The organism is Companilactobacillus jidongensis (assembly GCF_003946575.1).
Classification (GTDB): Bacteria; Bacillota; Bacilli; order Lactobacillales; family Lactobacillaceae; genus Companilactobacillus; species Companilactobacillus jidongensis.
Window position 1 is genome coordinate 1 of the sequence record NZ_RHOP01000015.1, and the last position, 11,938, is coordinate 11,938.

At 37.4% G+C, this 11,938-nt stretch carries 14 protein-coding genes; all 14 read left to right on the forward strand.

The window, feature by feature from the left end:
• Window positions 1-176 precede the first annotated feature (176 nt).
• A complete protein-coding gene (locus tag EKM68_RS09580; RefSeq protein WP_404810803.1) occupies window positions 177-806 on the forward strand; it encodes a hypothetical protein in 630 nt (209 codons plus the stop codon).
• Between the two features lie 225 nt (window positions 807-1,031).
• Window positions 1,032-2,039: an LCP family glycopolymer transferase gene (locus tag EKM68_RS09585; RefSeq protein WP_225422993.1), complete on the forward strand. Its 1,008-nt coding sequence runs from the start codon at window positions 1,032-1,034 to the stop codon at window positions 2,037-2,039.
• 145 nt (window positions 2,040-2,184) lie between these two features.
• Window positions 2,185-2,430: a type II toxin-antitoxin system PemI/MazE family antitoxin gene (gene mazE, locus EKM68_RS09590; RefSeq protein WP_125590170.1), complete on the forward strand. Its 246-nt coding sequence runs from the start codon at window positions 2,185-2,187 to the stop codon at window positions 2,428-2,430.
• Window positions 2,424-2,768 (forward strand): type II toxin-antitoxin system PemK/MazF family toxin, encoded by a 345-nt coding sequence (locus EKM68_RS09595; protein WP_125590172.1) that lies wholly within the window; start codon window positions 2,424-2,426, stop codon window positions 2,766-2,768. The genes mazE and EKM68_RS09595 overlap by 7 nt, the downstream gene beginning before the upstream one ends.
• Window positions 2,769-2,901: 133 nt before the next feature.
• Window positions 2,902-3,180: a helix-turn-helix domain-containing protein gene (locus EKM68_RS09600; protein ID WP_164509416.1), complete on the forward strand. Its 279-nt coding sequence runs from the start codon at window positions 2,902-2,904 to the stop codon at window positions 3,178-3,180.
• 84 nt (window positions 3,181-3,264) lie between these two features.
• Window positions 3,265-4,317: an acyltransferase gene (locus EKM68_RS09605; RefSeq protein WP_125590176.1), complete on the forward strand. Its 1,053-nt coding sequence runs from the start codon at window positions 3,265-3,267 to the stop codon at window positions 4,315-4,317.
• Between the two features lie 101 nt (window positions 4,318-4,418).
• Window positions 4,419-5,477, forward strand: a complete 1,059-nt coding sequence (locus EKM68_RS09610; protein WP_125590178.1) for an EpsG family protein — start codon at window positions 4,419-4,421, stop codon at window positions 5,475-5,477.
• 167 nt (window positions 5,478-5,644) lie between these two features.
• On the forward strand, window positions 5,645-6,424 hold the full coding sequence (locus tag EKM68_RS09615) for a YveK family protein (RefSeq protein WP_125590180.1): 780 nt from the start codon (window positions 5,645-5,647) through the stop codon (window positions 6,422-6,424).
• Between the two features lie 2 nt (window positions 6,425-6,426).
• Complete coding sequence (locus EKM68_RS09620) at window positions 6,427-7,149, forward strand: CpsD/CapB family tyrosine-protein kinase (RefSeq protein ID WP_125590182.1); 723 nt, start codon at window positions 6,427-6,429, stop codon at window positions 7,147-7,149.
• Between the two features lie 47 nt (window positions 7,150-7,196).
• The gene (locus EKM68_RS09625) at window positions 7,197-7,850 is read left to right on the forward strand and encodes a sugar transferase (protein ID WP_125590185.1); all 654 of its coding nucleotides are present in this window, start codon (window positions 7,197-7,199) and stop codon (window positions 7,848-7,850) included.
• Between the two features lie 12 nt (window positions 7,851-7,862).
• On the forward strand, window positions 7,863-8,942 hold the full coding sequence (locus tag EKM68_RS09630; RefSeq protein ID WP_125590187.1) for a glycosyltransferase: 1,080 nt from the start codon (window positions 7,863-7,865) through the stop codon (window positions 8,940-8,942).
• Entirely contained in the window at window positions 8,939-10,009 is a 1,071-nt protein-coding gene (locus EKM68_RS09635; RefSeq protein WP_125590189.1) for a glycosyltransferase, read from the forward strand. Before EKM68_RS09630 ends, EKM68_RS09635 begins: the two co-directional genes overlap by 4 nt.
• A 4-nt stretch (window positions 10,010-10,013) precedes the next feature.
• Complete coding sequence (locus EKM68_RS09640; protein WP_125590191.1) at window positions 10,014-11,015, forward strand: glycosyltransferase family 2 protein; 1,002 nt, start codon at window positions 10,014-10,016, stop codon at window positions 11,013-11,015.
• A 16-nt stretch (window positions 11,016-11,031) separates the two neighbouring features.
• A complete protein-coding gene (locus tag EKM68_RS09645; protein ID WP_125590193.1) occupies window positions 11,032-11,928 on the forward strand; it encodes a glycosyltransferase family 2 protein in 897 nt (298 codons plus the stop codon).
• The last annotated feature ends 10 nt before the right edge of the window (window positions 11,929-11,938 follow it).

The window sequence follows — 11,938 nt, forward strand, 5'->3', positions numbered from 1 at the left end:
AAGAATAGGTCTTCATGGCCTTTTTGTCTATAGTTGGTCTAGTTCATTGGGTGTTGCACTTCAATTGTAAACTCGGCTTAATATTTAATTTGAAATACTTAAAAAAGTATAGAAGCGTACAGCTAACGTATCTATTTTCATTTTCATGGTTTTTGATACATGGTGAACGAGCCGACATGGCTGGTCTGTTACTAGGAGTTTTATTTTATATACTTATGAGACAAAAAAAAGTTTTTTCTAAAAGAAATATAATTGTGGCAGTTGTTGGCTTGTTAAGTATTATTTTACTTAATACAATTGGCTACCTTAGGATAAATGGACAAGTGCCAAATGTAGCATTAGCACTTAAAAGTGTCATTACTACACCTACTTTGTCAGATGTTGCTTATTTGTGTAATGCGTCAATTGATTATGTATCTAGATTTTCTTTTACGAATGGTAAAATTTTGTTATCAAATATTGTCTCTGTCATTCCATTTATAAGTACAAATGGTGATTTTGGATCATTTATTTCATCTGTTTATAGTAATCCTGGTGGCGAACCATTGATTGGCGAACCATTGATGGATTTTGGGTTCATAGGAATACCAATTATAGCAATTTTTGATTTTTTGATACTTAGGTTAGCGGTTCAGTTTAAAAATAATTTTTTTAGATATGAATACATGGTTTTACTTTTTACTGTTCCTAGAATTGTTTGGTATGGTAGATCGTTTGTTTACACTAGTATAATATTCTTTGTTCCTTTCATGTATTTGACCACTTCACTGCTTAAAAGGGTGACAAAAAAAGATAGATCTATATAAGTGTTTTGTAAAGAAGGTATGTGATTATTCTCCTCAAACCAATACTTTTTATACCAATGGTACCATGGTAATTACCACCCAAAGGAGGCGGATAAAAAAATATATTAAATTCTTCATAAACGGTATAAAATCCGTAATAAAATCGTATAATGAAGATATGAATTGTCAAAAATTATGTTTTTAAATGAAGAATATGGTTTTTGAATCATATTAGGGGGAGAACATATGCAAAATAGACATAAGAGCCACAAGAACCGCAACTTAAGAACTTTGCTAATTGCATTTCTTTTGTTGTTCGTCTTCGGCGGGGCTGCTATGGGTATGTCAAAATACCGTAGCGTTAAAGAATCTGTCAACAGCTCATTCCAATCATCTGGTGTAAGTGCACATGATGTTGGTACTAAGCTAAGCTCGAAGAGACCTATCTCAATCTTGATCATGGGTACTGATACTGGTTCAGCAAAATTAACTAGAGATTACAAGGGTCACACAAACAGTATGATGGTTGTTACTATTAATCCTAAGACTAACAAGACAACTGTTGACAGTATTTCTGGGGAAACCGCCGTAAATATTCCTGGATACAAGAAGGCATCACCTGCACCATTGAATGAAGCTTATGAATTGGGACAAGCTGGAACTAGTGTCAAAACTGTTCAAAGCATGTTAAATGTTCCTATCGACTTCTACATGTTGCTTAATGTTGGTGGCTTGAACAAGGTTATAAATGAAGTTGGTGGAATCGATGTTACACCAACATTGTCATTCAGCTTCGGTGGATACAACTTCACTAAGGGTGTTAAGACACATATGAACGGTGCTAAGGCATTGGCATATGCTGGTATGAACAACGACAAACTTGATGGTGATTATGGTCGTCAAAATCGTCAACGTGACGTCTTGACAGCTATTGTTAAGCAATCAGGTTCAATTTCAACATTGTTGAACCAAGACTTCATCAATTCGTTAACTGACCAAGTCCTTACTGATCTAACATTCGATAACTTGAAGACAATCGGTACTGACTACCGTGACGCAACTAAGAATGTTAATGAAGATCACTTGCAAGGTACAGCTAAGACTGTTAATGGTCAAAGCTTACAAGTTGTAAGTAAGACTGAATTGCAACGTGAAACTAACGTTCTACGTAAGAGCTTAGATTTGAATAGTGCTAAGACTGGTACCATTGAATATGTACCAGCTACTACTACTACAACTAACTCAACATATTAATTTTTGATATTATATTAGCGTTTCTGCGTTGGCAGGGCGCTTTTTTTGTATTAATTTTCAGTTAAATCAAATTTATAAATCAAAAAACACTTACTAAAGTAATTACGCATGTTATAATAATTGTACAAAAAGGAGGCGGGAATTAATGACAGTAAAAGCTCGTAAACAAGGGAATTCACTTATGGTTACTTTACCTAGGTATTTGGAAGTTGAAGAAGGTACTAGTTTTACTGCACGTAAACTGAAAAATGGAACGATTGAACTTATTCCGGCAAAGAAGAAGCCCGCTTCAATGGAAGAACTATTTAAAGACTGGCACGGTGAATATAACTCTGACCCTGAGATGAAAGAGTGGGATAACGTTAAACCGGAAGGAAACGAGATATGGTAAAATATGTGCCCAAATTAGGTCAGATTATTTATATAAATTTTTCCCCGTCTGCTGGGAGTGAGATAGTCAAAAGAAGGCCAGCCGTTGTTTTGAGCAATAATATTTTGATGGAAACAACGGAGTATGTTTGGGTCGCTCCGATATCTCATGGCAGTTACAACGGTGTCGACTATCCCCTGCACATTCAGTTAGATGAAAGGACAAAAATTGACGGTACTGTATATATAGAACAACTAAAATCATTTGATTATTGTGCTAGAGATTGGCAATTTGTGGAAGAGATTCCAGAAGATTTACTTGAAGAAATTAGATATAAAGCGAAATTAACGTTAGGTTAATTTCGCTTTTTTTTGTAACTAAATCTTTTATTTCCAATTTGTACACTCAATGTAAATGAACTTTACAATTCAAAATGTTACCATTGAATGCGGAGCCATTGATTTGAATATGCGACTTGAAAGGATGTTTCAATTGAGAGCAAATGATTTTTCAACTTCCTCAATATTTGCAGACAATGAATATTTGAAGAGAGCAATGGAATCTAAGCAATTTGATTTATCGATGGAGATAATCAAATTGGAACGTGAGCTTAGTTTGTCACAAAAAGAAGCTGCGGCCATTTTGAATATACCTTTGAATAGGTTTTTGAAATATGAAGCAGGCGACCGACGCATTCCTGAGGATAGGTTTCAGAAGATCATCGACGAATTGTCTGATCTACGTGATGATCGTAACGGTGTATTGAGTTAATTTACATTTGAATATTGAGGGCGACTTTGCATGATTGCAGAGTCGCTTTTTTGATTTTATAATTAGATACATGGGGGATGGATCATGAGACAAAGACAGTCTAATTTTGAGTTGTTGAGAATCATCAGTATGTTCCTAATTGTTTTGCACCATTATGGTATTCACGGAACGTTTTATGAAGGAACTTTTTCATGGCAGAAGGTGGGAATCAATCTGGTTACTTCATTTGGAAAAGTTGGCGTTAATATTTTTGTATTGATAAGTGCCTATTTTTTGGTCACCAAGACTTTTAAGTTAGAACGAGTTTATCGATTATTGTTGGAGACGTTATTTTATTCGTATGTTGTTCTGGCCATATTTTGGTTCTTTGACCGCAATAATCCCACGTTGACACATACTAATATTATTCATCTATTGTTCCCAATTCCACTAGAATACTGGTTCGTCAATGCATTTCTGTTCATGCTTTGCTTGTCGCCATTTTTGAATATTTTGATTCGTAATATTTCTAAACAAATGTATATATACTTATTGTTATTTTTGACTTTTATTTGGGTAATAGTTCCAACTGTTTCGACATTGAAACTTGCTGGTTATAGTGATTTTGCCTGGTTTATCTATTTGTACTTGTTAGCTGGATTTTTGCGGAACTATGATTTGAATCTCAGTAGTTCCACTTTGCGTTGGATATTTTATGGTTCGGTAGCTATTACTTTGTTATTGGTAACGGATTTTAATATTCTTGGCCGAAGTGATCAGTTCTTCATGGATCACGTATTGTTTTTCCTTTTTCAAAACAAACTTCCTATTGTATTGATGTCATTTTCATTATTCTTATTGGGTAAGGATTGGAATCTTGGAAGCAATCGCTTCATTAATACTGTGGCATCAGGAATATTAGGAGTGTATCTGATCCACGATAATGTCGTAATTCGTCCGATACTATGGACGGCGGTTAATAATGCTCAATACAAGACATTAGTCAGCACAATTGGTATGGGAATTGTGGCTTCGATAATTATTTATATCGTCTGTACCGTGATCGACTTGATTCGCCAATTATTTTTGGCTAAGTTCATGAATTGGTTAGCTGTTAAATTGGCCAATGGAACTCGCCGAATATTTGGCGTAGATTAAAAAATGCCCTTTTAAATAAGGTCATTTTTAATGCACTAAAATAGAATTGTTTAAACAAATGAGTTATTCTTATTCACAAAGATATTTGTGGGGTAAGAACAATGATTTTTTACTCAATTAATTTAGCAATTTTTTTAATTTACAGTTTATTTACTAACAGCTATTACAAGAACCGACGGGCGTACTTTTGGCTGATACTGATCCATCTGAGCTTATTACTGGGACTTCGCTCAAGTATTGTAGGGACGGATACGCCACAATATGTCAGTTTTTACCTGGAACAAAATTCAGGTTTCAATGGTAATGGTACATTGGTTTATTCAGCAATCAGCAATTTAATTAACCATCTAACTAATGGTAATTATCATGTCTTTTTATTTGTCTTATCATTAGCCACGGTGTTCTGCATTTTGAAGTCGATGGAATTGTTCGGTGGCAATGAAAATCTGATGTTTCTGAGTATTTACATCTATATCACATTTTACTTTTACTTTGAGAGTTTCAATATTCAACGTCAGATGTTAGCTATTTCAATGGTTATGCTGGCAATGGCCTTGTTATATCGGCGTCACTTTGTTTGGTCGATCGTATTATTCACATTGGCAGTTGGTATCCACAGTACGGCAATTTTTGCCATTGTAGGATTTTTGATTTGGATCATCAAGAAGTCCAAGGTGACCTTCAGCCTGGTGATGGTTGTAGCGGCTCTATCTAATCTATTTTTAAATAGTTTGTTGAGTCATTTTTCACAGCTTTTCGATCATTATCAGATGTACACTGATGCAGTTTTGATTTCAGGTGGTGGGACTTTATTGTTAGGAATATTCTTGTTGATAATGGTTTGCGCCGCAATCTTTTTGACAGATATTCTACATGATAAGTCTGCAGGATTCACTATTTTTATGACAGCCATTGGTGCGGTCCTCTACATCGTTGGTTCTAAGTCACAATTAATTATTAGAATGGCGGATTACTTTGCTATTTATTCGATTATTTCTATTCCGCAAGCAATCATCGCTATGAAGAGAAAATTTCACGATCAAAGGATAGTCGAACTTATTTTGACAACGATAGTTATCTTTGTCGGTTTAGCAATATTTTATTACAAGCTAATGAATAATTTAGGGGAGATAATTCCATACAGTCTTAACAGCATTTAGACCTCAGTCTAAGTGCTGTTTTTTTGTCTAATTTCACAAACTAGACGAATCGTAAGATTGGTTCCAAATATTATCTAACCTGTCTAAACATGGTCTATGATTTGGCATAACTACAAGATAGAGGCAAATCTAGTTCTTGCAGTGAAAATGTGTATGGGAGGACGACTGTGAAATCAGAGCAAATGGCTAACACGACTAGTATGATCGAAATTCTGGGCATACTTCGTAAGCATATGAAAATGATTATTATGACGACCTTAATCACAGTATTTGCGACAGGATTCGTTACCTTCTTTGTATTGAGTCCCAAGTATGAATCAACAACTGAAATTCTAGTTAATCGTAAAATGTCAGATGAATTGCAAGCGGCACAATATCAGCAGGTTCAAGCAGATGTTCAGATGATCAGTACTTATAAGGACATTATTACCAGCCCAACAGTTTTGGATGAAGTTAATCAAGAGGTCCAAAACTACCCAGGGTATCCAGGTTCAGAGCAGGCACTTCAAAAGTCGATATCTATTAGTAATCAACAGAATTCGCAAGTGTTCTCGGTGACAGCGAAGTCAACTGATCCTAATACGGCAGCGGCTATCGCTAATATGACGGCTGACATTTTTAAGAAAAAAGTTGGCAAGATCATGAGTATCAATAATGTGTCGATTGTATCAACAGCTTCGCCAAGTAAAGCACCGTACAGTCCCAAGAAGATGCTTAGTTTAATCGGTGGTTTGATAGTTGGATTGATTCTAGGAATTGCTCTAGCGCTGATTCGCGAAGCTACTGATAAGACTGTTATCAATGAGAGCTTCTTAACTGAAGATATGGGTTGGGTCAATCTAGGACAGATCAATGAAATCAGCAAGAAGTCGTTTGAAGAGGTATCTAGTATCGCTCCAACGGTAAAAAGTGTTCGCAGTTCTAATTCAAGTGATCGGAGGGTTTGAAGATGTTTGGTATGAAAAAAAACAAGCTTGATTCCACTAGTCAAAAACGTGGGGTCAACTTAATAACTTACAACCATCCCCAAGATACTGTGGCTGAACAATTTCGTACGATCCGTACGAATATTCAGTTCACGGCGGTAGATAAAAAAATTAAATCAATTGTCTTCACATCTTCGGAACCATCAGAAGGCAAGTCCACCGTCAGCAATAATTTTGCTGTGACATGTGCCAATCAAGGGTCAAAAGTAGTTTTGATCGATGCGGATCTTCGTCGACCAACGATTCATAAAACGTTTGGTTTAGATAACAAAATGGGACTTTCTAATTATCTGTTAGGGAATGCCAAATTGGATGAAATTCTACAACCAGCTTTAGTAAAAAACTTGTACATCATACCGAGTGGACCTATTCCACCTAATCCAGCTGAGTTGCTGGGAAGTTCCAGAGTTAAGGATTTGATCAAGGAATTGGAATCAAAATTTGACATATTAGTTTTAGATGCACCACCAGTCAATACCGTAACCGATACACAGGTTTTGGCTACGGTAGTCGATGGAGTAGTTATGGTCGTGCCACAAGGGATTGCCATGAAGGCAGGCGTGCGACATGCCAGAGAATCATTGGAATTGGTTCATGCACGTATAATCGGAGCCATTTTGAATCGAGTGACGGTTCAAAAGTCAGTTTACTACGGTGGTGAATATTATGGTGCAGAGAAGAAGTAAGGGTATCAGCTCATTTGAATTGTGGGAAATTCAAAGGGGCCTTCTACATGGAATATTGGAAGAATGCAGTTGATGTTGTTTATCAGCAACATCGTTATGTTTATAGGATTTTCAAAAGAAGTTTTGATTTTTTAGCTAGCTTCGTTGGATTGATCGTATTATCGCCAATATTTTTGATTGTATCTTTAGCAATCAAAATTGAAGATCCACATGGTCCAGTTTTTTATGAACAAATCAGAATAGGTCGGGCACGTAAACCGTTCGAGATGTTCAAGTTTCGTTCAATGTGTGTGGATGCTGAGCAACAGCGAGGTAAGTTGATTCAACAAAATGAAGTTTCTGGTGCAATGTTCAAAATGAAGCATGATCCGCGTGTAACTCGTGTTGGTAGTTTTATCCGCAAGTATAGTTTGGACGAATTACCACAACTGTTGAATGTGGTGCTGGGACAAATGAGTTTAGTTGGTCCACGGCCGCCTTTGCCAGATGAGGTCAAAAAATATACTTGGTTTGATTTTCAAAGATTGGATGTTAAGCCGGGGTGTACCGGTCTTTGGCAGATAAAAGGCCGCAGTAATGTCGGATTCAAGCAGATGGTTCGCTTGGATATTGAATATATCAATCGACGCAACTTCTGGTTTGACCTGAATATTTTGTTTCGAACAGTTGCTTTATTTTTCAAACCCAATGGGGCGTATTGATGAGGTGATGATATGAAAGTCTTAGAGATTTGTGAAGCATATGGCGGTGGCGTTAAGCGTCAAATCGATTATCTGAACCAATTCGCCAACAGTAAGAATATCGAAATGACTACATTAGTCAGTTCTAAGCGTGGGGCGGAGATTCCCAAAAAGTATTTAGTAGATGATCGTCTTTCAGCATTTCCGAGGCATCCCTTTAGATATTTGTCGCTCATGAAGTGTCTGCACAGACTGATTGATCAAAAAAATATTCAGTTAGTGCACGCCCACAGTACGATTGCCGGAATTGCGATGGTGGTTTATAAGATGCGCTATCATGATGGACCACCCGTAGTATTCACACCACACGCATATTTTTCCGAAGTCGATCGTGGCTGGTATAAGAATGGTATTTTGAAAATTGCTGAAAAATTTATGAGTCATTTCTTTACTAAAGTCATTCATGTTTCCGCTGATGAAGAAGGATACGCACTCGCTAACAAGATTGTTAAACAGTCACAGTCAGTTGTTATCAATAATGGTGTTCCGTTTCATGAATATGAAAAAATTTCGCACGCCAATACTGATTTTGTTAATGTCGCCAGATGTGATTTTCAAAAGAATCCGCAGTTGTTCATCAAGATTGCACAAAGGATTACAAAGGCTATCCCTGATAGCCGATTCACTTGGGTCGGCGATGGGCCAATGCTTAATGAATGTCGAGCCGAAGTGATCCGACTGAATCTGGAAGATAAAATTCAGTTTGTTGGCTTCCGCGCTAATCCTTATACCTATTTAGAGCAGGCAGATATCTTCTGCTCCACCTCAAGATATGAAGGTCAACCGTTCTCAGTTCTTGAAGCCATTTCAGAGAAGATGCCATTGATCATAACTGATGTGATCGGTCATAAGGAGCTAGTTAATGACAATGGTGTTTTGCTAACAGATGAAATTATTGGTGACGATACTAAGCTGGTGGCGGCTTTTCAAACTGTAATTAAGCATGAAACTGAGTACTCACAGGCGAGCTATCAATTATTTACGAAGAAATATGATGTTATGAATATGGTTGATGCGATTGAACAAATATATTTATCAGGAGTAGCAGCATGAAAACTATCGATGTCATCGTTCCTTATTTTTATCCACCATATATCGGTGGCACTGAAACGGTTCTTCGTAAGTGGAATGAGTATTTCTCCAGTCATCAATTGACTGACATAAAAGTTAGATTCATCTTGCCGTTCGCTTATCGTAACAGCGATGTCTTCGATACTCGAGGTAATTGCTATTATGGCTGGCGTGTTAGTGACAATAAGTCAATGCGAGTTATCGGTGTTTTGAATTTGTTGGTATATCTGATATTTACTCGAGCCGACAATGTCATTGTGTTGTCACCTAAGTACATTAATCTGAGTCATAAGATTCGTAGAATCTTTCATAAGCAGTATCAGATTACAAATTGGATTCATTTTTCATTGGCCAAGATGTTTGTCGGTGATCGGAAGTATTTTAAGCGTGCTGATTATCATTTGGCTATTTCAACTGGTATCAAGGAACAACTGCTGAAGATGCAGATTCCTGATAGTAGAATTTTTTCAGTCTTCAATCCGATCGAGCGAGATGATCGACAAATCCCAGCTTCATCAGATCCCAAATATATTTATGTTGGACGTTTGGAGTATCAACATCAAAAGAATCTGCAGGAGTTGATTCGTGGATTCGAAATGATCAAGCAAGAATTGCCGCATGCTAAATTGGAATTATGGGGTGATGGACCAGATGTTGAAGGGGTGAAGCGGTTGGTCAAGGGATTGCAATTGGACAATAGCGTTAGTTTCAAGGGGTGGCAAAAAGATCCTTGGAGCAAGATCAATTCTGCAACGGCTTTTGTTTTGACATCAACATATGAAGGTTTGCCGATGTCGATTTTGGAAGCTATGTCTCACGGCGTTCCGGTGGTCGCAGCCGATGTTTCGACTGGTCCGGCTGATGAAATTACTGACGACAATGGTTTGTTGTACGAAAGTGGACATTTGAATGAGTTAAAGAATGACTGTATTGAGATCAATGAGAACCGCAAGCACTACGATGCAACGACGATTCAGAAGTCTATTAATAAGTTTTATACACAAAATTATTTTTCTGATCTAATTGAGATTTTAGAAGAAATGGGGTGAGCCGATGGATAAATTATTATCGATTGTTGTCCCAAGCTATAACGCTGAGAAGTTTTTGGATAATGTCTTAGGCCATTTGGTTAAATGTAAGATGTTGAATCGGTTGGATATTTTGATTGTCGACGATGGTTCAACTGATAAGACGGCTGACATTGGCAATGATTATGCAACCAAGTATCCTGATTCTATTCGACTGATATCCAAAGAAAATGGTGGTTATGGTTCAACCGTTAATGCCGGTATTATCAACGCACATGGTCGTTACTTCAAGGTAGTTGACGCTGACGACTGGTTGGATCCTAAAAACTTGGACCGATTCATAGGATTGTTAAAACGAACCGATGTCGATCTGATTTTGACACCGTTTTGGGCATTCAATGATAAGTCCAAGCATAAACATGTAGCAGCTATTAGACCTGATGATATCAAGTGGGGGCAAAAGTATTATTTAAAGGAACAAGGTATCGACCCAGTTCCGAGCATGCATACCTACACATTACGGACGAAGTTACTACAAGAGAACAGTATTCGACTAGATGAACATGCTTTTTATGTTGATATTGAATATATTCTCTTCCCGATTCCTTATGTGAAGACATTTGAGTTCATCAATATGCCGCTATATAACTATCGAGTTAATCAAGCAGTGCAGTCGATCAGCTTGACCAATATGCGTAAGAATCAACAGCAGCATAGTTTTGTCGTCGATCGAGTCAACTCCTATATTCATGAGCACACAGATGGTTTGAATGATAATCAGCGCGAGTTGATGGTTAACCGACTCAGTCGTATGATTGCGACCCAGCTCAAGATAATTTCTTTATCACCAATTCGCTTAGAGACCAAACGGGAGCTTAGTAATTTTTATTCAAAGGTCAAAGATGAATATTACTTCGAAGTGAATGATGTTAATCTGCCAATGCGTTGGTTGATCAAATCACGTTTCTATCTCTTCCCAGTGATTCACTACTTGGCAATTTTAAAAATGCAACTTGTACATTATTAATGAGAAGGCGAGGGTCATGAAAGTTACAGCACTAGTAGTTACGTTCAATCGAATGAAGTTGTTACAGGAATGCTTGTCAGCCATAGAAATTCAAACTACACCAGTTGACCATCTGATCGTTATTGATAATCACAGTTCTGATGGTACTAAGGAGTTCTTAGATGGTTTCGCTGATGACAAATTAGATGTGGTTCATATGTCGCAGAATCTTGGCGGTTCGGCAGGTTTCTATCGCGGAATGGAAGAATTCATTGCTAGTAACAATGATGAACTACTTTGGTTGATGGATGATGATACGATTCCTGAACCGGATACATTACAAAAATTATTAGTGGCTAGTCACAATATTTATGACTTCGGTTTCCTGGCTAGTAATGTTCGTTGGATTGACGGTAGTCCAGCACTCATGAATATCCCCGTTGTTGATCCACTTGATTGGAATCAGAATGCTAGTGGTGAGGACTTTTATCCCGTCATCAAGTCAGCATCGTTTGTCTCATTGATGTTGCCACGGACGGTTATTCAGCAAGTTGGTTTACCATATAAAGAATTCTTTATTTGGGGTGACGATGCTGAATATACTTCACGGATTAGTCAGCAATATACTTCGTATTTTGTACCTGACAGTGTGGTCATTCATAAAATGAAGCAGAATACCGGCGTTGATATCGTAACTGATGACAGTAATCGTCTTGATCGGTATTTCTACTCATTTCGTAATCGGATGTTTCTGGCTCGACAACATCATGGCAAGCTACGTCTAAAGTCATATGCTGGCATGAGTTGGGAATTAGTTAGAGTGGCATGTGGACGAAAGGTAAAAAAGCGTGGGAAGAAGCTCAAGGTAATTACTCGAGGAATGGTTTCGGGGCGCTTCTTCAATCCAAAAATTACATATTTACACAGGAATTAAAGAGATGATT

What these genes read in the sequence shown, in the direction of transcription:
- EKM68_RS09580 (WP_404810803.1), top strand. Translation starts at nt 177, where the DNA reads ATGGCTGGTCTGTTACTAGGAGTTTTATTTTATATACTTATGAGACAA.
- EKM68_RS09585 (WP_225422993.1), top strand. Translation starts at nt 1,032, where the DNA reads ATGCAAAATAGACATAAGAGCCACAAGAACCGCAACTTAAGAACTTTG.
- mazE (WP_125590170.1), top strand. Translation starts at nt 2,185, where the DNA reads ATGACAGTAAAAGCTCGTAAACAAGGGAATTCACTTATGGTTACTTTA.
- EKM68_RS09595 (WP_125590172.1), top strand. Translation starts at nt 2,424, where the DNA reads ATGGTAAAATATGTGCCCAAATTAGGTCAGATTATTTATATAAATTTT.
- EKM68_RS09605 (WP_125590176.1), top strand. Translation starts at nt 3,265, where the DNA reads ATGAGACAAAGACAGTCTAATTTTGAGTTGTTGAGAATCATCAGTATG.
- EKM68_RS09610 (WP_125590178.1), top strand. Translation starts at nt 4,419, where the DNA reads ATGATTTTTTACTCAATTAATTTAGCAATTTTTTTAATTTACAGTTTA.
- EKM68_RS09620 (WP_125590182.1), top strand. Translation starts at nt 6,427, where the DNA reads ATGTTTGGTATGAAAAAAAACAAGCTTGATTCCACTAGTCAAAAACGT.
- EKM68_RS09625 (WP_125590185.1), top strand. Translation starts at nt 7,197, where the DNA reads ATGGAATATTGGAAGAATGCAGTTGATGTTGTTTATCAGCAACATCGT.
- EKM68_RS09630 (WP_125590187.1), top strand. Translation starts at nt 7,863, where the DNA reads ATGAAAGTCTTAGAGATTTGTGAAGCATATGGCGGTGGCGTTAAGCGT.
- EKM68_RS09635 (WP_125590189.1), top strand. Translation starts at nt 8,939, where the DNA reads ATGAAAACTATCGATGTCATCGTTCCTTATTTTTATCCACCATATATC.
- EKM68_RS09640 (WP_125590191.1), top strand. Translation starts at nt 10,014, where the DNA reads ATGGATAAATTATTATCGATTGTTGTCCCAAGCTATAACGCTGAGAAG.
- EKM68_RS09645 (WP_125590193.1), top strand. Translation starts at nt 11,032, where the DNA reads ATGAAAGTTACAGCACTAGTAGTTACGTTCAATCGAATGAAGTTGTTA.